General features: G+C 59.6%; 26 protein-coding genes and 2 pseudogenes. 13 read left to right on the plus strand and 15 right to left on the minus strand.

Annotated features, from left to right (window positions below; all coding sequences use genetic code 11):
* Window positions 1-4 precede the first annotated feature (4 nt).
* Together QA644_RS20710 and QA644_RS20715 are read right to left on the minus strand one after the other, a co-directional pair.
* Entirely contained in the window at window positions 5-709 is a 705-nt protein-coding gene (locus tag QA644_RS20710; RefSeq protein ID WP_283070366.1) for a class I SAM-dependent methyltransferase, read from the minus strand.
* 30 nt (window positions 710-739) lie between these two features.
* On the minus strand, window positions 740-1,741 hold the full coding sequence (locus tag QA644_RS20715; protein WP_348651961.1) for a glycosyltransferase: 1,002 nt from the start codon (window positions 1,739-1,741) through the stop codon (window positions 740-742).
* A 173-nt stretch (window positions 1,742-1,914) separates the two neighbouring features.
* Here QA644_RS20715 and QA644_RS20720 point away from each other — a divergent pair, with 173 nt between their 5' ends.
* Genes QA644_RS20720 through QA644_RS20730 form a run of 3 tightly spaced genes read left to right on the plus strand, consistent with a single transcriptional unit; the run spans window position 1,915 to window position 5,988 of the window.
* Window positions 1,915-3,753 carry a hypothetical protein gene (locus tag QA644_RS20720; protein WP_283072422.1) on the plus strand — a complete coding sequence of 613 codons (1,839 nt, stop codon included), beginning with the start codon at window positions 1,915-1,917 and terminating at the stop codon, window positions 3,751-3,753.
* A gap of 54 nt (window positions 3,754-3,807) precedes the next feature.
* Complete coding sequence (xseA, locus tag QA644_RS20725; protein WP_283070367.1) at window positions 3,808-5,388, plus strand: exodeoxyribonuclease VII large subunit; 1,581 nt, start codon at window positions 3,808-3,810, stop codon at window positions 5,386-5,388.
* 9 nt (window positions 5,389-5,397) lie between these two features.
* Window positions 5,398-5,988 carry an NAD(P)H-dependent oxidoreductase gene (locus QA644_RS20730; protein WP_283070368.1) on the plus strand — a complete coding sequence of 197 codons (591 nt, stop codon included), beginning with the start codon at window positions 5,398-5,400 and terminating at the stop codon, window positions 5,986-5,988.
* Here the strand turns inward: QA644_RS20730 and QA644_RS20735 are convergent, their stop codons facing one another.
* Window positions 5,989-6,471 carry a MarR family transcriptional regulator gene (locus QA644_RS20735; protein ID WP_074066318.1) on the minus strand — a complete coding sequence of 161 codons (483 nt, stop codon included), beginning with the start codon at window positions 6,469-6,471 and terminating at the stop codon, window positions 5,989-5,991.
* 101 nt (window positions 6,472-6,572) lie between these two features.
* Here QA644_RS20735 and QA644_RS20740 point away from each other — a divergent pair, with 101 nt between their 5' ends.
* Window positions 6,573-7,484: an EamA family transporter gene (locus QA644_RS20740; RefSeq protein WP_283070372.1), complete on the plus strand. Its 912-nt coding sequence runs from the start codon at window positions 6,573-6,575 to the stop codon at window positions 7,482-7,484.
* On the opposite strand, the gene QA644_RS20745 is transcribed toward QA644_RS20740, so the two are convergent.
* The 3 genes from QA644_RS20745 to QA644_RS20755 all read right to left on the minus strand — a co-directional run bounded on the left by QA644_RS20745 (window position 7,432) and on the right by QA644_RS20755 (window position 9,912).
* Window positions 7,432-8,685 carry an aminopeptidase gene (locus QA644_RS20745; protein ID WP_283070374.1) on the minus strand — a complete coding sequence of 418 codons (1,254 nt, stop codon included), beginning with the start codon at window positions 8,683-8,685 and terminating at the stop codon, window positions 7,432-7,434. The two genes, QA644_RS20740 and QA644_RS20745, sit on opposite strands and share 53 nt — an antisense overlap.
* Window positions 8,686-8,797: 112 nt before the next feature.
* Window positions 8,798-9,475 carry a glutathione S-transferase family protein gene (locus QA644_RS20750; protein ID WP_283070376.1) on the minus strand — a complete coding sequence of 226 codons (678 nt, stop codon included), beginning with the start codon at window positions 9,473-9,475 and terminating at the stop codon, window positions 8,798-8,800.
* A gap of 11 nt (window positions 9,476-9,486) precedes the next feature.
* Window positions 9,487-9,912, minus strand: a complete 426-nt coding sequence (locus QA644_RS20755) for a DoxX family protein (RefSeq protein ID WP_194728699.1) — start codon at window positions 9,910-9,912, stop codon at window positions 9,487-9,489.
* An 81-nt stretch (window positions 9,913-9,993) separates the two neighbouring features.
* Between QA644_RS20755 and QA644_RS20760 the strand changes: the two genes are divergently transcribed.
* Window positions 9,994-10,434 carry a MarR family transcriptional regulator gene (locus QA644_RS20760; RefSeq protein ID WP_283070379.1) on the plus strand — a complete coding sequence of 147 codons (441 nt, stop codon included), beginning with the start codon at window positions 9,994-9,996 and terminating at the stop codon, window positions 10,432-10,434.
* On the opposite strand, the pseudogene ybaK reads toward QA644_RS20760, so the two are convergent.
* From ybaK to QA644_RS20775, 3 genes and pseudogenes are all read right to left on the minus strand, one after another.
* Window positions 10,431-10,905 (minus strand): annotated as a pseudogene (gene ybaK / locus QA644_RS20765) (Cys-tRNA(Pro) deacylase). The gene QA644_RS20760 and the pseudogene ybaK overlap by 4 nt on opposite strands.
* A 1-nt stretch (window position 10,906) precedes the next feature.
* Window positions 10,907-11,257, minus strand: a complete 351-nt coding sequence (locus tag QA644_RS20770) for an ArsC family reductase (protein ID WP_283070381.1) — start codon at window positions 11,255-11,257, stop codon at window positions 10,907-10,909.
* 1 nt (window position 11,258) lies between these two features.
* Window positions 11,259-12,320: a succinylglutamate desuccinylase/aspartoacylase family protein gene (locus tag QA644_RS20775; RefSeq protein WP_283070382.1), complete on the minus strand. Its 1,062-nt coding sequence runs from the start codon at window positions 12,318-12,320 to the stop codon at window positions 11,259-11,261.
* A gap of 314 nt (window positions 12,321-12,634) precedes the next feature.
* On the opposite strand from QA644_RS20775, the gene QA644_RS20780 reads away from it, so the two are divergent.
* Both QA644_RS20780 and QA644_RS20785 read left to right on the plus strand, forming a co-directional pair.
* The gene (locus QA644_RS20780; RefSeq protein WP_283070384.1) at window positions 12,635-13,198 is read left to right on the plus strand and encodes a methylated-DNA--[protein]-cysteine S-methyltransferase; all 564 of its coding nucleotides are present in this window, start codon (window positions 12,635-12,637) and stop codon (window positions 13,196-13,198) included.
* A gap of 284 nt (window positions 13,199-13,482) precedes the next feature.
* Window positions 13,483-13,811, plus strand: a pseudogene (locus tag QA644_RS20785) (hypothetical protein).
* Between the two features lie 23 nt (window positions 13,812-13,834).
* Here the strand turns inward: QA644_RS20785 and QA644_RS20790 are convergent.
* Both QA644_RS20790 and QA644_RS20795 read right to left on the minus strand, forming a co-directional pair.
* On the minus strand, window positions 13,835-15,091 hold the full coding sequence (locus tag QA644_RS20790; RefSeq protein ID WP_283070385.1) for a HipA domain-containing protein: 1,257 nt from the start codon (window positions 15,089-15,091) through the stop codon (window positions 13,835-13,837).
* Window positions 15,066-15,392: a helix-turn-helix transcriptional regulator gene (locus QA644_RS20795; protein ID WP_239599644.1), complete on the minus strand. Its 327-nt coding sequence runs from the start codon at window positions 15,390-15,392 to the stop codon at window positions 15,066-15,068. The genes QA644_RS20790 and QA644_RS20795 overlap by 26 nt, the downstream gene beginning before the upstream one ends.
* Before the next feature lie 322 nt (window positions 15,393-15,714).
* Here QA644_RS20795 and QA644_RS20800 point away from each other — a divergent pair, with 322 nt between their 5' ends.
* The 5 genes from QA644_RS20800 (at window position 15,715) to QA644_RS20820 (ending at window position 18,629) form a co-directional block, all read left to right on the plus strand.
* Window positions 15,715-16,245, plus strand: a complete 531-nt coding sequence (locus QA644_RS20800) for a dihydrofolate reductase family protein (protein WP_283070386.1) — start codon at window positions 15,715-15,717, stop codon at window positions 16,243-16,245.
* A 345-nt stretch (window positions 16,246-16,590) separates the two neighbouring features.
* Window positions 16,591-17,169 (plus strand): TetR/AcrR family transcriptional regulator, encoded by a 579-nt coding sequence (locus QA644_RS20805; RefSeq protein ID WP_283070387.1) that lies wholly within the window; start codon window positions 16,591-16,593, stop codon window positions 17,167-17,169.
* A gap of 143 nt (window positions 17,170-17,312) precedes the next feature.
* Window positions 17,313-17,801, plus strand: a complete 489-nt coding sequence (locus tag QA644_RS20810) for a hypothetical protein (protein ID WP_239595983.1) — start codon at window positions 17,313-17,315, stop codon at window positions 17,799-17,801.
* 97 nt (window positions 17,802-17,898) lie between these two features.
* Window positions 17,899-18,198, plus strand: a complete 300-nt coding sequence (locus tag QA644_RS20815) for a hypothetical protein (protein WP_194728708.1) — start codon at window positions 17,899-17,901, stop codon at window positions 18,196-18,198.
* Window positions 18,198-18,629 carry a type II toxin-antitoxin system VapC family toxin gene (locus tag QA644_RS20820; RefSeq protein WP_283070388.1) on the plus strand — a complete coding sequence of 144 codons (432 nt, stop codon included), beginning with the start codon at window positions 18,198-18,200 and terminating at the stop codon, window positions 18,627-18,629. Before QA644_RS20815 ends, QA644_RS20820 begins: the two co-directional genes overlap by 1 nt.
* Here the strand turns inward: QA644_RS20820 and QA644_RS20825 are convergent.
* Together QA644_RS20825 and QA644_RS20830 are read right to left on the minus strand one after the other, a co-directional pair.
* Window positions 18,622-19,320, minus strand: coding sequence for a nuclear transport factor 2 family protein (locus QA644_RS20825; RefSeq protein ID WP_283070389.1), 699 nt, complete (start codon window positions 19,318-19,320; stop codon window positions 18,622-18,624). The genes QA644_RS20820 and QA644_RS20825 overlap by 8 nt on opposite strands.
* Before the next feature lie 320 nt (window positions 19,321-19,640).
* Window positions 19,641-20,294 (minus strand): hydrolase, encoded by a 654-nt coding sequence (locus QA644_RS20830; protein ID WP_283070390.1) that lies wholly within the window; start codon window positions 20,292-20,294, stop codon window positions 19,641-19,643.
* Between the two features lie 153 nt (window positions 20,295-20,447).
* Between QA644_RS20830 and QA644_RS20835 the strand changes: the two genes are divergently transcribed.
* Window positions 20,448-21,344: a LysR family transcriptional regulator gene (locus QA644_RS20835; RefSeq protein ID WP_283070391.1), complete on the plus strand. Its 897-nt coding sequence runs from the start codon at window positions 20,448-20,450 to the stop codon at window positions 21,342-21,344.
* Window positions 21,345-22,504: 1,160 nt separating this feature from the next.
* Here QA644_RS20835 and QA644_RS20840 read toward each other — a convergent pair.
* The gene (locus QA644_RS20840) at window positions 22,505-23,407 is read right to left on the minus strand and encodes a PhzF family phenazine biosynthesis protein (RefSeq protein WP_283070392.1); all 903 of its coding nucleotides are present in this window, start codon (window positions 23,405-23,407) and stop codon (window positions 22,505-22,507) included.
* Between the two features lie 82 nt (window positions 23,408-23,489).
* Window positions 23,490-23,732 carry a hypothetical protein gene (locus tag QA644_RS20845; protein WP_283070393.1) on the minus strand — a complete coding sequence of 81 codons (243 nt, stop codon included), beginning with the start codon at window positions 23,730-23,732 and terminating at the stop codon, window positions 23,490-23,492.
* Window positions 23,733-23,848: the final 116 nt, after the last annotated feature.

Below are 23,848 nucleotides of genomic sequence, written 5' to 3' on the forward strand. Positions count from 1 at the left end.
TCCTTCAATCCGCTGCACCTCTTTCTTCCGAATAGAAGATGTCGCGACCGATATCCTCGCAGACAAAGGCTGGAGGCACCGGGTGAACAGCTCTCAGGAAGGAGTGCGTATAAGGGAAGAAGTTGAAGTGCGGATTGAACGTGTAGCGGTATTCGCGTTCCCTCGGCACAACGATGATCAGGCGGCGTTTTGCAATCCGGCGCAGTTCCGCAATCGCTTGCCGGTAGTCGAGAATATGCTCGATCACATGCGTGCAGATGACCGTGTCGAATTCCGCGTCTGCAAAGGGGACGTTTTCGACCTTGGCCGCGACATATTCGATGCCAGGCAGCCGTGATGCGTCTTCAATCACGAAGTCGACGCCTGTAAGGCGGTTGAGCCCAGGATGCGTCGCCTGGATGCTGCGGAGCAGCGCACCCGTGCCGCAGCCGATATCGCAGACGCTCTCTCCCGCGATCGATCCGAGGATGCGGCTGATGCAGGCCGCAGAATTGTCCGTGCCTTCGTGAACACGGGGATGCTTGCGGTAAAGCTCGGCATATTCCTCTGCCGAAAGAAACGGTGCTCGCTCGCGAAATTTCGCCAAGTGCGTGATGTGGTCGCCCCAGACGCGCCGCGCAGCCCAGCGAAACGCACCGGAATCACGGACAAACGGCGGCAGGATATCTTCCAGCACGAAACGAATACGGTTTGTGGTTTCTCTGTTCATGGAAAGGGCGTCACCTTTGAGCGGAAGCAACTATGCGATACGCGTGGTCCTGCCACCTCGCGCGGTTTCAATGGACTTTTCCGGCGCTAAACCCTGGCTCGGCGCGGCGACGTTGAGGTAATGAATGCGAAGCTGCTCGGCACGCGAGCGTGCGACGGAATCAAGGATCAGACCCGCGGTAAAGACCATGAAGGAGATCATCATCAGCGCCATGGAGAGAACCCATGTCGGCATGCGGTTGACAAGCCCGGTCTCGAAGTATTCCGCCAGCACAGGCGCCATGAAAGCCATGCTCGACAGCATGAAGAACGCGCTGATGAGGCCGAAGAAGGCAAAGGGCCGCGTTTCCTTCATGAGCATGGCGAACATCCAGAGAATCTTGCCGCCGTCCTTCAAGGTCGAGAGTTTCGAGTGCGAACCTTCCGGGCGGCGGCCGTAATCGAGTTCCAGCTCGGCGACCGGCAGCTTGAGCCGAGAGGCGTGGACGGACATTTCGGTCTCGATCTCGAAACCGGCGGAAACGGCCGGGAAGCTCTTGACGAAACGGCGCGAGAAGGCCCGGTAGCCTGAGAAAATATCGGTGAAGTCCGGACCGAAGATCGTGCGGTAGAGAATGTTGAAGATGCGGTTGCCGAAAGCATGCCCGTTGCGCCCGGCGTCGGAATGAACGCCGCGCCGCGTTCCGACCACCATGTCGGCGCGTTCGGTCAGCAGCGTGCGGATCAGCTCTTCGCCGTCTTCGGGCGCATAAGTGCCGTCGCCATCCGCCATCAGATAGATGTCGGCGTCGATATCGGCGAACATGCGGCGCACGACATGGCCCTTACCCTGGCGCCGTTCGCGCACGACAGCGGCGCCGGCCAGCATCGCATGGAGCGCGGTGCCGTCTGTCGAATTGTTGTCGTAGACATGAATCTGCGCTTGCGGCAGTGCCGCTTTGAAGCCGCGGACGACTGCACCGATCGTGGCCGCTTCGTTGTAGCACGGAAGCAGAACAGCGATGTTTAGCGTTTTGGTCTGCGATCGTGTCATGATGCCACTCGCCATTCACAATTGGCGCGCAGTCTAAAACATGCAGCGTTAATAAGACCCTATAACGCGGGAAGAATCGGCAGCCATTCGGACGCTTTACACTTTCTTGATCTGCAAAAGCTAAAGTTCGCGCAGCTTAGGACGGGACAACAGGAATGGCGAACGTCGCAGGAATGACCGGCAATTCAGCTTCTAAATCTTCGCCGCCCATCGTGTCGCTTGCCACTGTCCGCATGCTTCTCACGCGTCTGTGGCCGTCCGTGTCGCTTTATAGCGCGGTGCTGATCGCGTGCATTTTGCCGGTGAAGCTGATCGGGACGAAAGACTATGTCGGTCCTGACAATGACGACGGCATGCGGCTCGTCGAAGTAAGGGATTTTCTCTCCGGGCAGAGCTGGTTCGATTTGACCCAATACCGGCTGGGCGTTGATGGCACGCTGATGCACTGGTCGCGGCTGATCGATTTGCCGATCGCAGGGCTCATCAAATTCTTCGGCTTGTTTCTGGCGGGCGAGCAGGCCGAGGCCGTGGCGCTCGCGATCTGGCCCGTCTCACTCGTTATCCCTCTCATGCTTGCGATGGCGATTGCGGGCCGCCGCATCGGCGGTGTGCCTGCCATGCATGTCTCTCTGGTGATGACCGCACTAGGCGTATGGACCAGCAACCGTTTCGTTCCGGGTGCGATCGATCATCACAACGTGCAGATCGGGCTTGTCGCGATGATGACGGCAATGCTTCTCGATGAGGAGCATCAGGCCTGGAGCTATATCGTTGCAGCCTCGATGGCGGCTCTCGCGATCGCCATTGGGGTCGAGACAACACCTTTCGTCGCAACGGTTTGCCTCGTCGTCGCTCTTCATTGGGCTTGGGTGGGGCAAGCTTTTCAGAAGACTGCCAAAGCATTCGGGCTGACGCTCACGCTGGCCGTCAGTATTCTGTTCTTCTCGACCATGCCGCCCCGGCTTTATTCGACCGTGACCTGCGATAATTTTTCGCTTGGTTTTTACGGCCTCGCTGCGATCGGCGGTGGGATGCTTTCCGTTGCGGCTGTTTTCGCAAGCCGCGCGTCGAGAATAGGACGCTTCGCTGCACTCGGTGGTATCGGCATCGCTGTTGCAGCTTCGGCCATGGTGATCGCGCCCCAATGCCTGCATAATCCGCTTGACGATCTCGATCCAATGCTCGTTGAGCTGTGGCTGAACAATATTTCAGAAGCGCGCTCCATGCTCGACATGATCCGCGACGAGCCTTTCGGCATAGGTGCCTTTTACGCAGCCGGTCTTTTGGGCATTGCTGTCAGCGCATTCCGAATCCTCTATCGCGACAGGGTGCGGATTCACGCCATCCTGCTTTTCCTGCTCGTCCTCTGCTGGGCCATCGGCCTCATGCAGGTGCGCGGGGCACCCTTTGCAAACCTGATCGCTAGCCTGCCGCTCGCGCTGCTGATTGTCGACATCCGCCGTATATCGAACAGCGATCGCGAAAATGTCGCTGTCGCATTCTGTTACATCATGCTGGTGCTTGCCAGCGTACCTGCTGTTTGGGCCGTTGCTGGAGCCTTCGTTGAGCTGCAGAGGCAAACGGAGGAAGACAAGAACGAAGCGAAAGACAAGGAAAACAAGCCTTCGTGTATCTCAAGAGAGGCTCTTGCGCCGCTGAATGCGATGCCTGTCGGCATGGTAGCGGCCTCATCTGAACTCGGCGTGCCGATCCTCCGCTTTACGAGCCAGCATGTTCTGACCGCACCTTATCATCGCAATCCCCGGGGTATGCTGACCGAAATGCATATCGGCCTCTCGGAACCGAAGGATGCAGAGGCCTTCCTGAGGGGGGCGGACGTTCAGGTTTTGGCTTTCTGTCCCGACGATTATCCGACGATGCAGTTCGCAAAACTGAAGCCGGAGGGTCTTTATTCTCAATTGGCGAAGGGCAATGTGCCGTCCTACCTCCAACCGCTTCCCAAGGCCGCAGGCGTTGGGGTGCAGTTCTTTCTCTTCAAGCCGGAAAATTGAGCGCTAACCCGATGCTCTACTGATCTTTCCCTCCGCTTTCGCTAGAAAGGAAGGATGAGCAATGTCTTCGACACCGATTCGCCCACCAACCTGACTGAATATTCGGTCTCCGAACTTTCGGGATCGATCAAGCGCACGGTCGAGACTGCTTTCGACCAGGTCCGGGTGCGTGGCGAAATTTCCGGCTATCGCGGCCCGCATTCATCGGGGCATGCCTATTTCTCGCTGAAGGACGATCGCGCGCGTATCGACGCGGTCATCTGGAAAGGCACGTTCTCGCGGCTAAGGTTTCGGCCGGAAGAAGGCATGGAGGTGATCGCTACCGGCAAGGTGACGACCTTTCCTGGCTCGTCGAAATACCAGATCGTCATTGAAACGCTGGAGCCCGCGGGTGCGGGCGCGCTGATGGCGTTGATCGAGGAGCGCAAGCGCAAACTTGGTGCCGAGGGTCTTTTCGACGCGGCGCGCAAGAGGCGGCTGCCGTTCATGCCGAGGGTCGTCGGCGTCGTCACGTCGCCAACGGGCGCCGTCATTCGCGATATCCTGCACCGCATTTCCGATCGTTTTCCAGTCCATGTCATCGTCTGGCCTGTCAAGGTGCAGGGAGATGGTTCCGGCGAGGAGGTGGCCAATGCCATCCGCGGTTTCAACGGCTTCCAGCCGGGCGGCGAAATGCCGAGGCCTGATGTGCTGATCGTCGCGCGTGGTGGCGGCAGCCTGGAAGATCTCTGGAGCTTTAATGACGAGATTGTCGTGCGCGCCGCTGCTGAAAGTGAAGTTCCGCTTATCTCGGCGGTTGGCCACGAAACTGACTGGACGCTGATTGACTATGCGGCCGATGTGCGCGCGCCGACGCCGACGGGGGCTGCGGAAATGGCCGTTCCCGTCAAAGCCGAACTGGACGCCCAGGTTTCTGCGCTTTCGGCCCGCCTGCAAGGCTGCATGAGCCGGCAGATGGATCACAGGAAGCAGTCCGTTCGGGCATTGATGCGAGCGCTGCCGTCCCTCGATCAGTTGCTGGCGCTGCCGCGCCGACGCTTTGATGAAGCGGCCGCAGGCCTTGGCCGCGGGCTGGAGCTCAACACCATCAATAAGCGCCGGAGCTTCGAGCGCACCGCATCGCATCTGAGGCCGGACGTTCTTTCGAACCGCATTGCCGAGCGCCGCCAGATGCTTGCCGAGCGGATAACGCGCGCCGAGCGCACGGTGGAGCGACTGATCGATCGCTCCAGGTCCCGTGTCGGGCGGGCCGATGCCGTCTTTGGGTCCTTGCCGGCGCGGCTGAAGACGCAGACGGAACGCATGCGCGACCATCTGGCAAACCTGTCCCGTCACGCCGATACCGCTGTCCGCCATCAGTTGACACGGGCAAGGGGCGAGCTTTCGGCACAGGACCGCGTATTGCAGTCGCTTTCCTACAAGAACGTTCTGAAGCGCGGTTATGCAGTCATCCGCGACGATGAGAACCGGCCGGTCTCGCAGGCCGCGGCTCTTTCGGCCGGCGTGGGCATTTCGATCGAGTTTGCCGACGGTCGCGTCGGCGCCGTGACAACCGAAGGCGGTGCGCCACCGAAGAAACGCTTGCCGAAGGCTGAAGAGCCCACCATGCCGCCGAAGCAGGGTAGCCTGTTCTAGGGGGGACCGATGCGTATCCTGCTGGTGCTCGCCCATCCGCTTAACGAGAGTTTTGCTGCCGCTGTTGCAAAGGCTGCGCGTGAAGCTCTGGCAGAAGCTGGTCATGCCGTTGATCTGCTCGATCTCTACGCCGAGGATTTCGACCCTCGCCTCACGAAGGCCGAGCGCGGCGGCTACTTCGACATCCCCTATGACACCTCCGGCGTCTCAAAGATTGTGGAGCGGTTGAAGGCGGCCGATGGATTGATCCTCGTCTTTCCGCAATGGTGGTTCAATTTTCCGGCGATCCTCAAGGGGTTCTTCGATCGGGTCTTCGCGCCCAGTGTTGCCTTCTCGCATGATACGGCCGGCGGGCGGATCGTTCCGCAGCTGACAAATATTAAGCTGCTTTGGGCTCTGACGACGACGGGCTCGCCGTGGTGGCTGGTTCATCTCTACATGGGCGATCCGGTGCGCCGGCTACTGAAGCGCGGCATTGCGAATTTCTGCTCCAAGGGCCTCAATTTTCGAATGCTCAGCCTGCACGAGATGGACCGCGCGACGGCCACCAAACGCCAAGCTCATCTTGATCGCGTGCGCAAGGCGTTGAGCGCGATCTGACTATTCGAATTTCGCGAGGAACTTGCGCAGCAGCGCATCGAGCGCTGCCTTGTCTTCATCGCTGAGGTTTTCGATAAGCCGCTGCTGATTGGCGACGTGGGCACCGACCGCGGTCTCGACGGCCGCAAAACCATTCTCCGTCAATGCAATCAGCACGCTTCGCCGGTCGTCGGGGTTGAGAACGCGTTCGACGAAACCTGCTTTCTCGAGCTGGTCGATGCGGTTGGTCATCGTACCGGAGCTCACCATCGTCATCGCCAGCAGATCGCCAGGCGAGAGGCGATAGGGTTTTCCGGAACGCCGCAGCGTTGCAAGCACGTCGAAGGCGGATGTCGAGAGCCCGTGCTGCAGCAGGACTTGCTCTATCTCGCGTCCGAGATGTGTCGTCAGCCGTTTCAGGCGCCCCAGGATACCCATGGCTTCGACATCGAGGTCCGGCCGCTCACATTGCCATTGGGACAGGATTTTATCGACGCGGTCCATTGCTTCTTCATTCCTTCGATAAACAAGCGATAGCACGATATATCTTGACGTCAAGATAAATGCTGTTATGTTGAATTTATCTTGAACTAGAGATTCTTGATATGAAGAAAAATAGCGCATATGCAGCCGATGTCCTGATGACGGCCATTGCGCCCGCCATCTGGGGCAGCACCTATTTCGTCACGACCGCCTTCCTGCCTGCCGGCTATCCGCTGACCGTTGCAATGCTGCGCGCTTTGCCTGCCGGTCTCCTCTTGCTCGCCACCATCCGTCGCTTGCCGTTTGGTATCTGGTGGGGGAGGGTCTTCATCCTCGGCGCGCTCAATTTCTCGTTCTTCTGGGCAATGCTTTTCGTTTCGGCTTACCGGCTTCCAGGCGGTGTCGCCGCGACGGTCGGGGCTATTCAGCCTCTGATCGTTATCGCGTTATCGCGCCTCTTTCTTGGCAAGCCGATCAAGCTTCTTGCCGTCGTTGCCGGTTTGGGCGGAATGGCTGGCGTCGCGCTGTTGGTGTTGACACCCAAGGCTGCGCTCGATCCGGTTGGCGTTGCCGCCGGTCTCGCGGGCGCCGTATCAATGGCTTTCGGCACGGTGCTGACGCGCCGTTGGACGCCGCCGGTCTCGAACCTCGCCTTCACGGCATGGCAACTGACGGCTGGTGGGCTTTTGCTCGTGCCAGTCGCGCTGATGTTCGAGCCGGCTCCTCCGATGCCGACAACTGCAAATGTGCTGGGCATGGCCTATCTCGGACTGATAGGCGCGGCCTTCACCTATGTCCTATGGATCCGCGGCCTGTCGAAGATCGAGCCAGCGGCGGCCGCGTCGCTTGGCTTTTTGAGCCCGCTCGTGGCGACGTTTCTCGGTTGGCTGGCGCTTGGCCAGAGCTTGACGCCCGTGCAGCTCTTCGGTTTCCTGCTTGTGCTGGCGAGCGTCTGGATCAGCCAGAGAGCGATGGCGCCCGTCAGGCCCATTCTCCCTGCCGCATCACCGGAACCCGCGAGCCGTCCGGCTTGATGCCGTCGATATCCACTTTGTCGGAACCGATCATCCAATCGATATGGATAAGGCTAGAATTTCCGCCCTGCGCCTTGATCTGGTCCTGGTTGAGCTTTGCGCCGTCGAGGAAGCACTTCGAGTAGCATTGTCCGAGCGCGATATGGCACGAGGCGTTTTCATCAAAAAGCGTATTGTAGAACAGGATACCGCTCGCCGAGATCGGTGATGAATGCGGCACGAGCGCCACTTCGCCGAGGCGGCGCGCGCCGTCGTCGGTATCGAGCACCTTGTTCAATACCTCCGCGCCACGCGAAGCCTTGGCCTCGACAATCCGGCCTTCTTCGAAACGAACCTGGATGTTGTCTATCAGCGTGCCCTGGTGCGAGAGAGGCTTGGTGCTTGAGACATGGCCCTCGACGCGCAGCGCGTGCGGGGTCGTGAAGACCTCTTCCGTCGGGATGTTCGGGTTGCAGGTAACGCCGTTCTTGGCGACGGAGGCGCCGCCATGCCACTCATGACCGTCGGCAAGGCCAACGGTCAGGTCGGTACCCGGTCCCTTGAAATGCAGTGCTGCGAAGCGCTGACCGTTCAGCCAGGATGAGCGGGCGGCAAGGTTCGTATTGTGCTCCCTCCAGGCTGAGACCGGATCGTCGAGATCGACGCGCGAGGCGGCAAAGATTGCCTTTGCCAGTTTCGCGACCGCAATCGGCTCTGGATCGTCGGCAAACACGACCTTCGCCCAGGAGGGATTCGGATAGGCAACGATGTTCCAGTTAATGTCGAAATTCGAGATCTTTTCGAGCGCTGGTTTGTAGGCAGTGGAATTCGCCCGGTTCGCGCGGCCGACCTTGCCGGGATCCTGTTCGGAAAGCAGCATTGGATTGTCGCCGGCAATTGCAAGGCGTGCCGCACCGTTTTGATATGCCTTTGCCATACCTTCGTAGAGCCAGCCGGAGGCACGGTCGAAGCCTTCGTCGCTGCCGTATTGATAGCGGGCAAGCGTCGTTTCTTCGTCCGAGTAGAAAGTCGTAACAAGCCCCGCGCCGGCCATGTAGGCGTGGTTGGTGATCAAGCGAACCAGCGGCATTGCGACAATCGGCGCGGTCATCACCAGATCCTGACCCCTTTGAAGCTGCAGGCCGACCTTGACGGCGACCTCTGCGAGCTTTTCCAGCTTGATCGGATCGACGGAATTCTGACTCTGGGGCATGAACGTCATGGCCGGCTACCTCCTGAAATCGACTCTCTGAAGATGCCAGACTTAGACCCCTTTACGGCGAAAATGAAGCTCGCCAGCGTGAAAATGCAGGGCCGCAAGAGACCACCCGATCTTAGGCAGCCGCCTGTTCAAGCAATGCCGACTGATGTTTCTCAAGGAACGCGATGAGCCGCTCGTGATAATCGGTAGCGGCGGCTTGCCTAACACTCGGCCGCTGCCCAAGCGTGCTTCGCCAACGCTTCACCTTTTCCAGGCCATCAAAGATGTGGCTGTCGCTGATTGTGTCGAAGACATCGAAGTATCGGAAGATCGGTGCGAAGACGGCATCCACGAGGCTGAAGTTCTTCCCGACGAAAAGTGGTCCGCCGGAAAGCTCGGTTTCGATGATAAGGAATTTCGATGCAAGGACCGTTCGTTTGGTCTCCAGCACCCGCCGGTCGCTAGTCGTTTCATACATCCAGAGATCGGCAAGGATCGACGAGCCGAACTCCATCCATCCGCGATGCCGGGCGCGTGTCAGGGCATCTTGCGGATGAAGCCTCGGCCCGGGTTGCGTTTCGTCGATGTATTCGCATATTGCCGCACTCTCGAAGAGGGCGACCTGCCGCCCGTCTTCCTCGATCAGCAGAAGCGGAACCTTGCCGAGCGGAGAAATCTTCAAAAACCAGTCCGGCTTGTCATCGAGATCGATGAAAACGCGCTCGAAGGCCGCACCCTTCTCACCAAGGGCAATCGCAGCCCGCTGCACATAAGGGCACAGGTGGTGCGAGATGAGGGTAAGCTTTTGCATGGCATATTCCCTTAAGAGGCTTTTGCAGGTGCAAGCGGTTGTGAAGGGCGAAGCGCGAAGGCGCCGTCTCCGAGCATGGCCTGGGCGATCGAAAGCACGATCAGATAGAGCGGATATTCCCAGCCGCCGCCGGGCGCAGTAAAGACCCAGCCGTTCGCGCCATGCGCCCAGATGATCGCGCCGGCAAGGGCCGGTACGAGCGCCAAGGCGGCGATGCGGCTCTGAATGCCGAGAACCAAGAGCGCCCCGCCGACCGCTTCGGCCGCAAAGGTGAGGTAGGCCAGCCAGCCCGGCAAGCCGATCGACGTAAAATATCCGGCGGTCCCCATCAGTCCGAATGTCATCAGTTTCAGGACGATGCTGTGGGCGAGGTACATCGTGCCGAGGCTGATCCGCAGCAGGGCAGTTGCATAGAGGATGGATTTATCTGTGTTCATGTTCGTCAATTTCCCGATGATAGATGTAAATGCATATAATTTATCTTGCTCCTTCGTCAAGGTAAATGTAATTGCATCTATATGGGCAAAAAACCTCGGTCCGAGACAACTACGCAGGCGTGGATCGCCATCATGCGTGCTCAGCAGCGCCTGCTGCGGGAAATTGAGAGCGACCTCAAGAAAGCCGGCCTGCCGCCGCTTGGCTGGTATGATGTGCTCTGGGAGTTGGCGCGCGCGGAGGAAGGCAAACTGCGCCCCTTCGAAATCGAAGAGCGGACGCTGCTCGCGCAATACAATCTCTCGCGGTTGATCGACCGGCTCGAACGCGAGGAGCTCGTCAGCCGCGAGACGTTCGCAGAAGACGGGCGCGGCCGATGGGTTGTCATTACGGCGGCCGGCCGGGCGCTTCGCGAACGCATGTGGACCGTTTATTCCAAGGCGATCGAGGTCCACATCGGCTCGAAGCTTGACGAACCAGCCGCCACGGCGCTCGTGAATCTGCTAGCGCGATTTTCCGCCTAAGCAATGAGCGAGGCAGCTTTGGCATTCAGCGTCGTGAGCGCCTCCTTCGGCGCAAGGCGCACCTGCAGTCCGCGTTGACCGCCGTTCATGTAAACCAGAGGCTCAGTGAGCGTGGCCTCCTCCAGCGCCGTCGGAACCAGCTTTTTCTGGCCGAACGGGCTGATGCCGCCGACATGATATCCGGTCAGCCGCTCGGCATCTGCAGGCTTCATCATGTTTGCCGTCTTGCCGCCGAAGCCGCTGGCAAGCTTCTTCATGCTGACGTCGCGATCGGAGGGCACGACGACACAGACGGGCTTGCCGTCCACTTCCGCCATCAGCGTCTTCAGCACGCGATGCGGCTTTTCGCCGAGCGCTTGGGCGGCCTGGAGGCCGACGCGTTCGGCATCCGGATCATAGTCGTAGCGATGCACCGTGAAACTGACCCCGGCTTTGGCAAAAAACCTGCGTGGCGCGCGTCGTCTTGGACATATTATTTTTCGAATTCCGCGCCGTAGCTCTCAGGCTTGAAGCCGACCAGCAGCTTGCCGCCTGCTTCCAGAACCGGCCGTTTGATCATCGACGGCTGGTCGAGCATCAGGGCGATCGCCTTCTCCCGCGTGAGGTTTTCGCGGGCGGCGTCCGGCAGTTTGCGGAAGGTCGTTCCGGCTCGGTTGAGCACGGTTTCCCATCCGGCTTTGTCGACCCATTGCTCCAGATGGGCGCGGTCGATACCCACGGCCTTGTAGTCGTGAAAATCATAGGCAACGGCATGCTCTTCCAGCCAGGCGCGGGCCTTCTTCATCGTGTCGCAGTTCTTGATACCATAAATGATGGCAGTCATATTAATCCTCGAGAGTTCCGGCCTTGCGCACCACGCTGCTGGGGTGGCTGCAAGCGATCTTCATCAGGTATGCGCGCCGGCGTACTAGGCGGTCGGAAACGCGGGTGACGACAAGGCCGGCTTGCGGCGCGCGAACTTGGATGCTGCCGTCCGCCATGCCGGGACGCGTGATGATCGTTGCCAGCAGATCGCCTTCGGCAACCATTTCACCGATGCTGCGATGAAAGAGGACCGTGCCGGACTCCGGCGAGCGGATCATCTCGATATTGTCCAGCGGCACGGCTGGACCGGTGAACGTGCTTGGCGATACACTCTCGTCTCTGATGATCTCGCGTGCAGTGAGGAAGCGCCATAGCCCTTCTGCATCCGCTTTGGCCATATCCGGATAGACATCGCGTTTGCCGCGAAGTTCCAAGGTGACGGAAAGCTTGCCGGGCAGACGGGTGCGCTTCTCGCCAGGCACCGCATATTTCCAGGCAAAGCTGATTGCCTCCTCGAAGGCCGAGCTCTCGCCATCGGAAAGGAGCACCGCGTCCATCGCTAAGGCCGCGGCAAGGTCGCTCGCCTCCGGCCAGAACGCCTCGTCGATGTAGGCATATTGCAGGGATTCGTCGTCGCAATGCAGATCGAGCACGAGATCGGCGCCAAGCGCCATATGCATCAGCTGCCGCTTTAGCCGGTCGATTGCCGGATAACGATCGAGATCGTCGATCAGGTTGTCGCGGTCCCGCAGAGAAATCAGCGGGAAATCCCGGTTGAAATTGGTCCGCGAGCCAAGATCGAAACGGCCCTGAAGTTCGCCGAAATGCGACTGTGCTGCACCAATCGGATTGGCCTGGGGTACGATTGTGATGTCGCCCGCAATGCTGTCGGCACTTTCTGCATCACGCAGCGTCCCGCAGAGAAAATGCAGAAGTGCTGTGCCCGGGAGCTCGTCGGCATGGAGCGCCGCCTGGATATAAACCTTCGGTGCGGCCGGGTCGTTGCCCTTGAACCGAAAAACCGGCAGACGCCACTCGATGCCGGGTGTGTCGCCCGGAATGATGATTTCGGAAATATCCACGTTACGTCACTCCGCAAATTCTGCTTAACGGAGCTTTATGCGAGTCCGGCGGGCAAGTGCAAGGCGGCAGATGACGCACTTCGTTTGAAGCAAGAAGCATTGCGCTATTTTCCTGCTGTCCGATCAGTGGCCACTGGCCGATATGCTCATGTTCGCTCTCGCCGGCAGGCGGTCAGGCAAAATCGCACGAACAAAATTAGAACATCTGATCTTGGCCAAGGCCGTGCGAAATGGCAAACTGTTGCAAGAAACGGGTGGAACTCGAGGTCCGGCCGCACGATTTTAGGGTGCAAGTGAAGCACGGAGGCGATGTCATGGCTGAGAAGGCGCACCAATATCTGATCTTCGAAACGGTTGGTGGTTTCTGCGGAATTGCCTGGAACGAGATCGGAATCACACGTTTCCAGCTGCCGACAAAAGCCGCTGACGCGACGGAGCGACTTCTGCTGCGCCGCCTTCCGGCAGCCGAATCGGATACACCGACGCCTGAGGTTGCCGAGGCGATCGCTGCGGTAAAGCGTTACTTCAACGGCAAAGAAACAGATTTTTCAGACGTAAAGCTCGACCTTGAGGGGCAGGATGCGTTCTTTAAGGACATTTATGCTGCTGCGCGCCGCGTCGGCTGGGGCCGAACGACCACCTACGGCGCGTTGGCGAAGGAACTTGGCGCCGGCCCGGAAGCGGCGAAGGACGTGGGTCAGGCGATGGCAAAGAACCCGGTTGCCCTCATCATCCCGTGCCACCGGGTGCTTGCCGCAGGTGGCAAGATCGGCGGGTTTTCGGCGCCGGGCGGCTCGAATTCCAAGCTCAGGATGCTGGAACTGGAAGGCGTCCGACTTGCGCCGCCGCAGCCGGCGCAGCAATCCCTGGGATTGTAGTCAGTGGGGATAAAAATCATTCCCCATTCCATTATTTACAAGCACCGTAACCCATTGATTGTGCTTCTCAAAGAACTGTCTCCTACGTCGTATCGTCAAGCACACCGCCAATAAACAGCCCTTTGGTGCGCCGGCGGCCGCCCGTTTGTCAAAAAACGATATAGTCATAGCCGCCAAGGCATTTCACCGGCAGAACAACCGCTTTCACTGCCTCATAGGCGGGGCCAGAAAAATTGGATGCTTCGTGTTACATATTTGATCGATCTGTAGTGCGAAGGTGGCAAATGCCTACACCACATCACCCTCTCGCCGCGGTGCGGCGTGCCCTGCGCAAGCTCGGTGCGGACATCCACGACGCCCGTCGGCGTCGGCGACTAGCCATGGCGGTTGTAGTCCAGCGCGCCTTCACGTCCCGCTCGACCTTACAAAAAGTCGAGGCCGGAGATACTAACGTCGGCATCGGCATCTATGCGTCCTGCTCGCGCTCGGCCTGCTCGATGGCCAGGCCAGGGCCGACATCGGCAACGACAGTGTCGGCCAGGCGCTGGCCAGCGCCGATCTGCCTAAGCACGTCCATCTCAAGCGGCCAGTCGGATCGTCTCGCGGTGGCTGACTTCGAAGTGCATGGGGCTCGGCTCACTTCTCGGCGCAGGAGTTCAGTATCGGCGTCATCGCCTTCACATGCTCGTCGATTCGCTCGAGCACTTTCGCCGGGACAACGTCGCGCTCAGGTAGATGCCACCAGTGCTCGTTGACGAGTTCGACGGTCTCGACCACTGCCTTCAGCACTGCCGGCTCCGAAAGCCTTGCACGGTTCGCAAATGCCTTCCATCGCGGAGCTGCTAGCGCCTTGAACGAGCGTTCCCCTCCAAGCGAAAGTGCCATGGCGTCGGCGGGAATATATGGCACGGTCGACAGGACGTCGTAGATTGGTGCAAGCGCCGGCTTGTGGCCGTTTCCGGGATAGATCAACGACCAGTTCTTCAGGTGCATGTCGCCATTGCCCGTGATGACGGTCAGTGCCAAGCGGCGGACGAATTCGAGAGCCGCCGCAGGCGAGACGGCCACACCAAGGGCCGAGGCTATGTCGTGATAAGCGGCGCCCTCATATTTGCGCGAGGGATAGACACCGAAGACCTGAGCCAAATCCTCGATTTGTATCCTCTTACCCGCAGCGCCGCGATCGAAGCGTTTGACGAGAAGAACCTTGCCCTCCGACAGCGTGTTGAACTCTTCGGGAATGCCCTCAAAATCGGACTTCTCGACCAGTTCGCGTTCAGGAACCTCCATGCCGATGGCTGCGGCTAGCGCGAGGTTGGCGAATTCGTTCTCGGAAACGCCCGGAAACGCTGTCGAAGGGAACTTGCCGATGTACTGGCCCTGTTCGCCGTCCATCGGCAAGGTCAGGCCGCCGCCTTTTCCAGTGTCCTTCATGACCGACAGCTTCATCTGCACGCCCGCAAGTGAGAACCGAGCCTTGGGCTTGTCCTCTGAAGCATCCTGCGGAACCGCTATCGCCCCGTTACTGGGCAATACCCGCACGGCCCCCGGAAGATCGGCGCCGAGCGCCACCAGCAGATCGAAATCATTGCCTGGCCGCACATTGCCTTCGTGGTGCTTTTCCATCGCCTCGCGTAGCTTCTCCTCCGGCAAGAGGTTCGCGAAGAAAGCCGGCAAGGCGCCGGCCAGAGGCTTCGGATCTTTCCGCAATCCTCCCGTCGCTGCCCGGAACGACAGGCTGAGAACCGGCAAGCCGCCCGTCGCGCGGTAGGCCTCATCGAAGTTGAACGCATTGAAATCGCCCGGCGTCCTGACGAGTGTGCCGACCTTCAGGGTGTCCAAGAGCACGTCCAGCGACGGGACCGTCTTAGGCGCGTGAAAGACTGGAGCCATGATCGTCATCGTCAGATTGAGAAACAAAGGCGGGCAGGTCGTCATCACCATGCGGACGCAATAGAGCCTGGACAGCCGGCACCATGACTTGCGGAACCAGCATCACTTCCAGACCGAGCGCGCGAGCGACATTCATGAGTGTCGTCGCACGCGCCGCTGCGGTTCCCTTTTCGATGTCGCGATAGCGGGGACGGGATATGCCCGCCAAATGAGCGACCTGTTCCTGCGTCATGGCAGCAGCGAGCCTCGCATGTCTGAGAAGTCCCCCGATTTCACGTAGAATTTCCGATTCAGAGGTCATAATGATATGATACCTATACGATCCACAACCATGCGCAATGATCTGCAAAGGTATCTCATATACCGAGCAGGTCAACCCTAATGATCCGTTAACATATCATATGTTAACGATATGATACTCAAAGAGATCAATGCTTCGCTCCGCCTTGGCTCTCGGCTGGGTTCACCGACGCGAGCCGGAGCGGCCGAATCTCCGCCGGGGCCTGCGCCGTTGGCGGCGTGGCAATATCCGAGTCTTGTGACTCGAACGGCGCCTCTTCCTGGGGTGTGGCCGTTCGAGGTGTTCAAGCTATTCTTAAGAGCCTGGCGTGGAGGTTTGTATCATGGCGAAACTCATCTTTGGAATGAACCAGTCCCTGGACGGTTATGTCGACCACCTTGAAATGCGGGCAGGTCCCGCGCTCTTTCGTCACTGGATAGAGCACGTGCACGGCCTGACCGGCAGTGTGTACGGCCGCCGCATGTACGAGATCATGCGTTATTGGGACCAAGACCATCCTGAGTGGAGTGCGGAGCAACATGAGTTCGCGGCGGCGTGGCGGCGCCAACCGAAGTGGGTCGTGTCGCGCTCGTTGAAGTCGGTCGGCCCCAACGCCACACTTGTCGAGGATGGCATCGAGGGGGTGATACGTGGTCTGAAGGCTCGGCTAGTTGGGGAGATTGCGGTTTCCGGGCCAGACCTAGCACGAAGCCTGACCGACATTGGACTTATTGACGAGTATCGACTTTACTTCCATCCCGTCGTGCTTGGTCGCGGCACGCCATTCTTCGCCGGCCCGCGGCCGCCGCTCCGCCTTGTTTCCACCGATCCCGTTGGCGAGGATGTGATTAGGTTGACGTACGTTCCTGCTTAATCGCGGGCGGCTGGTTCGACGGACTGCGCCGACGCATCAGGTCCGCAATCGGGTCGATTCCGGAACGGCGGCTTTTGGTCAGGGCTTCGCGCTACCAGAGTTATTGAGCCATTGCTGATCCAGGCGACAGAATTTGTGCACGCGGCCTAGGCGACGCCGAGCTTCCCGTCACCGGGCGTCGAGAGCTCCTCGGGCGTCAGAAACGCGGCCAGATCCGCCGCCTCAGCGCTCATTTCAGGCTTGCGCACAGCACCTTGCCGGTAGCCATCTCGCCACTCATGGCAGGAAAGGTACGGCTAACCGCTTCGAGTTGACATTCTTCCTACTAGTTGGTAGGCATCAATCATGAGAAACCCACAGACCAAGGCTGATGAGATTCTTCGCTGTGCGCGCTCCCTAATTATCAGGGGCGGCTACAACAGTTTTAGCTACGCCGATATTTCCGGTGTGGTCGGCATTCGCAATGCGAGCATTCACCACCATTTTCCCAGCAAATCAGATCTGGTCCGCAAACTGGTTGCACAGTACCGGGAGGAGGCTGAAGCCGGGATCGCCGAACTGGAACGAAATGTCTCCGATCCGCTTGAACAACTTCGCGCTTATGTCGGCTATTGGGAGGGGTGTATCGCTGACGCGACTCACCCCTTCTGCGTCTGCGCCTTGCTCGCCAGCGAGATTCCGGTTCTTCCCGAAGCGGTCGTTCTTGAAGTGCGCGCGCATTTTCGAAGGCTCTCGGACTGGCTCACTTCCGTCCTGGAGCGTGGCGCCGCACAAGGCCGCCTCGCGCTGACCGGGACCGCCAAGGCCAACGCTGAAATGTTCATGGCCACCGTGCATGGCGCGATGCTTTCAGCGCGCGCCTACGGCGATGCCACGACATTTGGCGCAATAACCCATCCCTTGCTGAAGCGCATCGCCGCCTAAATATTGGAAGTTCCCCAGGGAGGTGGACGCTGTTCCACGACCTACCGACTAATAGATAGACAACGCTACGCTCGCAGATTTTGTCAGCGGCAGTCTGCTTGCTCGACCAACCCCGTCCCTTTGGATGAGAAAGGCAATCTCTCATGTTCGGAATTTCTCCGCTCGGCTGGATCCATACACTCGGTAGCCTGCCAGCCATTCCCGTGGCCTTTTACATGTTTGCCCGTCATGGTCGAATCGTTCCCCGGTCCACGCTGGGCGCCGCCTATTTTGTTTCCATGCTTATCGGCGCCGCAACGGTCTTCCTCGTGGCACATCAGCCGGTCAGCTACGGCATCGGCACCCTGACCATCCTGCTCCTGCTTGCAGGTTACGGAATCGAATGCATTCTGGGTTCAGCGCGCATAGCCAGATACATTGAAACCATCTGTCTGAGCCTGAGTGCGTTTCTTTTGATGGTGCCGACCGTTAGCGAGACCCTGCGCCGTGTTCCGGACGGCCACCCCTTGGTTACCGACTTGAAATCGCCGCTGCTTCTCGGCGCTCAAGGGGGGCTGTTGGCTATTCTCGTAGTCGGCTTGACAGCCCAAATCATCTACCTGGCAAGGCAGGGAAAGACTGCTGCGAACTAGTCGGAGCGCCATATCGCCTGCGGCAGCTGTTCTCTCTACCCACCTTGTGGCAACCGCCTTTTCTGGCTATATTACTGGAAATCGGCGGGAGGTCACCATGGGCAGCTCTCAGAAGCGTGCGATCCAGAACTATAGGTCTCGTCTAAGCGAGCGTGGACTCGCCCGTTTCGAGGTGCTTGGTCGCGATGCTGATCGTGATCTCATCCGGTCGTTGGCACGTCGCTTGGCCGAGGATGGTCCGGAGGCGTCAAGGCTCCGTGCTGCCGTTAATCAGACTATCACTGGAGAGCCACCCAAGAGAGGCGGAATTCTCGCGGCGCTCCGCCGCTCCCCTCTGGTCGGCGCTGACCTCGACCTGACTCGCCCGCGCGAAGAAGGCCGCAAGGTCGATCTTTAATGCGTTATCTGCTCGACACAAACATCCTCAGCAATGCCACCAAACCCGCGCCGTCAGAAGCCCTGCTGGCGTGGATGGCTGACCAAACCGATACAGACCTATTCATCTCCTCGCTAACCGTCGCCGAAATCCGTCGCGGCATCCTCGAGAAACCTGCTGGCAAGAAACGCGAACAGCTGGAGGTATGGTTCTCCGGCGCCGAAGGTCCACAGGCCCTTTTTGCCAGTCGTATCCTCCCTTTCGATGAGAAGGCTGGCTTAGTGTGGGCGCGACTGATGGCGGACGGAAAGACCAAAGGCCGCCCCCGGAGCGGCCTCGACACCATCATTGCAGCCATAGCCGAGGCCAATGAATGCGTGGTTGTCACTGACAATGAAAGGGATTTCGAGGGGATCGATATCGTTAACCCGCTGCGGGGGCGTGCTAGATGAGCATAGCCACGCTCGCGTGTTCATGTTGTGTTCTCGTCGGCACCGACTCGCAATGCTCGGCTAGCTTGCCGCCCTCAACCCGAAAGAGATCGATCACCACCTGCGATTCGTCTGCCCAGCCGCGGATGCGGCCGTGGATGGCAACGAAATCGCCTTCAGCGACGATCAGGCCGGGCTCGTAGTAGACGGCCGGCGATAGGTCAGCGACGAGCGCTTGCAACGCGTCGCGACCTTGAGGAATGTTGGGATTGTGTTGGATGTAATCTGGAGCGTAGAGGCGTTCCACTGCCGACGCATCATGACGCTGGAACAGTGAGGTCATCGCCTCGAGCACCAGCGCCTTGTTGCGCTGGGGACGATCATCGAAAACTCGATCAGCAGGGCGAGTGAACGCAAATGTCCCGGTCATTCGCAGAAACTGTCCGCCAGGAAGCGTTGCGTACGAGTAGATCAGGCCGCGATCATAGTCTTGAATATTCGTGACTGTCGCACGGTCCTTCTCCTGCCAGCTTACAGCGAAGATGCTGTTGCCGAGTGGTAAGACTTGAATATCGACGATCTCGGTCCGAGCAAATGGCCCTTCCTTGATCTCGAACCTCAATTGCGTAACTGATAGTAGCGTCAGACTGACTTGGAAGCTCGGATAGGAGACATCCTTTTCCAATCCAGTGGGGAAACGATCCGCCGACATTTTTATGGTCCTTTCTCTGGGGCGATGGATTGCCCGGCTGAGCCGGCTGCAGTCGCGGGCAATGGCTAACGGAGTTCTGCACCATGCGCGTCCAGAGCCCACTGAATCCGACGCTGAAGCAATTCGCTAGGTCGGTCTAAGGCGCGCCTGGCCGCGGGCCTCCGCGTGACTCAAGCAGCGCGGCCCGTGGTCGTTGATCATGCCGACCGCGTGCATCCAGGCATGGACGGCCTTCCTATTGAGAGGGGGTGACGAGGTTCGATAAGCGATCCGCTTTTTCGCAACGCGTCGCTCGAAAACCTCTGCACCCCCCGCCCAGATCAGCCCGCGGTGCTCGGCACCGGCGTGGTAAGCAACTGCTGCTCCCACAGGTACGCGATGCCGCTGCCAGCGGCGTGCTGCTTGAGCACTTCCGTCAGCTCGCCGGCGTGCTCGGTGCGCGCCCAGTCGCGCTGCCACTCCGATGCCAGCGCCAGCCAGGTCATCATGTTCGCGCCGGCCGCGATCATGCGCTGGATGGCGACCTCGTGCGCTTCGACCGACGTGCCGCCCGAGGCGTCAGTGATGACCGTGACATCCCAGCCTTCGCCCAGCGCCTGGATCACCGGCATCGCGACGCAGATCTCGGTCCACAGGCCGGCGATGATGAGCTGCTTGCGGCCGGTCGCCTTGACCGCGTCCACGACCTTCCTGTCTTCCCAGGTGTTGATGAACGTCCGGTCGATGACCTCCTGGCCGGGAAACACGTCGGTGATGTGAGGGAAGATGAGGCCGCCCCGTTCGGCGACGACGCTCGTCAGGATGGTGGGGACGCCGAACGCCTTGGCGGCCTTCGCCAGCGCCGTCGAGTTGTTGACCACCGCATGCGGGTCGTGGCTGTTGAGGTTGGCAAGCTGGTAGGGCTGGTGGTCGATGAGGACGAGTACCGAATCTTCGGGACGAAGAAGCGAAGCAAGGCCATTACGAAAGGTCATTGTTACATCCTTTGCTGCCGTGTGAGCGGCATTGGTTTTTCCGGGAGACATGCGCCAGGGGCGACGTTGCCTGGAAGCAGTCTTGCCGTTCCCATGCATGATGCGGTAGTACCCTTTTGTGGCAAGCTGTGTCGCGAAATGGGGAACGCTGAATTGGACATCGAAGAGCTGCAGACCTTCGTAGAAGTTGCTGATGCTGGGGGAGTTTCGCCTGCTGCGCTCCGGCTCGGCGTCTCCAAGTCAATCGTCAGTCGACGGCTCTTCCGGCTTGAAGCGGAACTTGGTGTCCAGCTTCTTGCACGGACCACCCGGGGCGCCGCTCTCACGGAAGCAGGGGCCACGTTCCGAGACTATGCAGCAAGAGTCTGCGCCGAGATCGACGTGGCCAGGGAAACGATCCTACCCGCCGGTGACCTTCGCGGCCGCTTGCGAGTTGCCGTGCCGCTTTCTTTCGGCCCGACTCACTTCGCTCCCATCCTCGCGGAAATGGCGCGACGCCACCCCCAGCTCCAAATCCACACGTGCTACAGTGATCGCTTCGTCGATCTCATCACAGAGGGTTATGATTGTGCGATACGGCTAGGCTATCTTCAGGACTCCAATTTGATCGCAAGACGTGTCGGCCCGATCTACGGGAAGCTCGTCGCGAGCCCGGACTACATCAAGGCGCATGGGTCGCCCGAGACGCCGGAGGAACTCGTCGCTCATGAGGCCCTCATGCAGGGCACCGAAGCCTGGCAACTCATGGATGGCGACAAGATCATCACGGTTCGTCCGCAGGGACGCTTTAAGGCCGACAACGGCACTGCTCTAGTCGCCGCCGCGGCAGCAGGACTCGGGATCGCTTACCTGCCCGATTGCCTTACCCATGAATATATAGCCTCCGGCGCGCTTGTGCCGGTCATGACGCACTATCCACCACCCCCGGCAGGTGCATATGTCATCCGCCCGCCAGGTCAGCATCCCGCACGGAAGATACGGGTCCTCACCGAATTGCTGATTGAGTATTGCGAACCTGCTCCGCACCTCGCGGGACGTGCCCCTGTCTGAGTCAAAAAGTTAGCCTTTTGAATTTGCAGGGTTTTTCGGAACGGCCTCAATTGAAAAAATTCTGTGAACTATCGACATCTATCGACCATTTCGCGGGGTGCCGTAGGCGGCGAAGGTCGAATCTAGCCCTCCAATAAAGTACCGTCAAAACCGAAAAAATCAATACGCCACCTTGATCCTGGATCGATGGATTGCGGGCGCTGGGTCGTGTGCAGCTGCGCGGAAGATAGAGGTTGAAAGGTGAAGACGGTTTCTCGCGAAGAGCTTTACGAACAGGTTTGGGCCAGGCCCATGACCAAAGTCGCCGCAGATTATGGCGTCACGGGTACGGCATTGAAGAAGACCTGCGATCGCCACCGAATTCCGACACCGGAACGCGGATACTGGGCCAAACTCGAATACGGCAAGCGCGTCAAAAAGGAAGCGCTGCCGCCATTGGCCGAACAGAACTTGGCTTTGGTGAGGCTCTCCCATTGCGCGGGGTCGCACCTCCCCTTGTTTCAGACCTGCCATGTAGGACGCGTCCGCGCCAGAGGCTATCTCGGCTGGTTGGACACGCGCTGGGCCTATCGGGAGGACCTCGACTCCGAAACGCATCAATACTTCTTCCGTTCAGACTGGGCTGACGCCGAGGCGTGGACCTACAGGGAAGATGTCTCCGCCGGTTTCTGCGTAGCGATCGTCAGGCGCAAACTCGGTTGGCCTGTGCAATATGTCGGCACGATCTGCACAGACAAGCTGCAAGAGAAGGCGTGTTTCCTCGACAACATTGTCTACGAAAGCTCCGGCACGAAGCCGTATCAGTTGGGAAGACTTCAAGACACGGGATTTCAGCGAATTGGTGCATCCCAAGGACGGCGAAGATCGTTGCAACGACTTACGAGCCCGGCGACATCGACCGGCTCATCTTTATTCGCCGTGCCCAGGCTGCGGACTTCTCCCTCAAAGAGATCGCCGAATTGCGCGCTCGATCAAAGCCGGGATCGCAAGCGCGTGCGCGAACTCGCGCTCGCGCGGCTCCAAACGCTTAAGGCGATGATCGCCGATTTGAAGGCGGCGCAAACAGCATCGGCGGGACCTGCGAGCAGTCCCGCAACGGACCATGCCCCATCATCAAGGCTTTCGCGTCAGCCCCCTGAGCAAAGCGCCTTGGCGCCGATTCAGATTCGAAGCACGCCATGCAGGGCGATGACGCCGAACCCGCTCAACACGGGATCCGGTTCCAGCGTAATCTTCAGCACGCTTCGACGTCCCATCTTCACACCTTGCTCAACGACGAGGGTGTTGCCTCGCAGGAGGCCCTCTTGCCCAAGATAGGCCGCCAAGGGACCAGCAGCGGTGCCAGTCGCAGAGTCTTCCCAAAGACCAATGGTGGGACTGAAAGCCCGCGCATAGGCCTTGTCTATCGGCGGCTCATCTATCGCATAGATATAACACCCCTCGGCGCCCACCTCAGCGAGCAATGCCGTCAAACGGTCGTGCTGCGGCAAAGCTTGGTCGACCACCGCACGATCACTCAACCGGATCAAGAGATGAACCGCCCCGGTTGCCGCGGGCCGCGCGGCAGGAGTGCGCACAATATCCGCGATGTCGAGGCCAAGGGCGCTTGCGATGGCCCTCATATCGGCCGGCGGCGGCAGAAGGCGCATTGGCGCTTGCTTGAGACGACCATGGAATCTGCCATCGATACGCTCAAGCTGAACGGGCAATACGCCCGAGCCCATCTCCTGCAGGAACCTACGCGCGCCCTCCCACTCGCCCAATGCGCCCTGCTCCGCCAGCCAAAGCCAGGCGCCGAGCGCATTGTGCCCGGATCCGAACACTTCTGAACCGTTCGCCGTGAACGACCGCAAGCGCCGATCGGCGCGGTCGCTGGGAAGGATGAACGTGGTCTCCGCCTGATTGAACTCGCCGGCGATGCGCCGCATCTCATCTTCGCTGAGGGCCTCCGCTCCTTCAACGATCGCGAGCGGATTTCCCGAAAGCGGCGTGTCAGCGAAGACATCAATCAAGCCCGCCACCAATTCTGGCATGAGGTCCTCCACAATCTGGGCGGAACGCACGCTGAGAAAGCGTCGGCGTCCCGAGAGAGAATTAATCTAATGAAGCGGTGGAATATTATCTATAGCTCCCGGCGCACGCGCTTCACGCCGCCCCTTCGACAGGCAGGAAAACTGCCAGAGTCACAAGGCCCGCCAACACCACGACCGGGCCCAAGCTGATCGCCCGCATACCAGCGCTAGGAGACCGGCCCGAGCTTAGCATAGAGCCCATCGTCCAGCCCATCGCCATCAGAGCAGCAATATAGCCGGCCACCAGCGGCGATTGCAGCCAGGCGGTGAAGGGCCGGTCGACTTCATATGTTGCCCGCCGCATGTGCAATGCCATCAGCGTATCCTGCACGACATCGTCAGCGTCGCCCTTAGACTGCCGTAGTGGCGCGTAGAGTTCTATGCGCAACCTTGAAATCTATCCGTCGATCCAGAGGCCGCCTGCCGCCAACG

The organism is Rhizobium sp. CC1099 (genome assembly GCF_029714385.1).
In the GTDB taxonomy this organism is placed as follows: Bacteria; Pseudomonadota; Alphaproteobacteria; order Rhizobiales; family Rhizobiaceae; genus Rhizobium.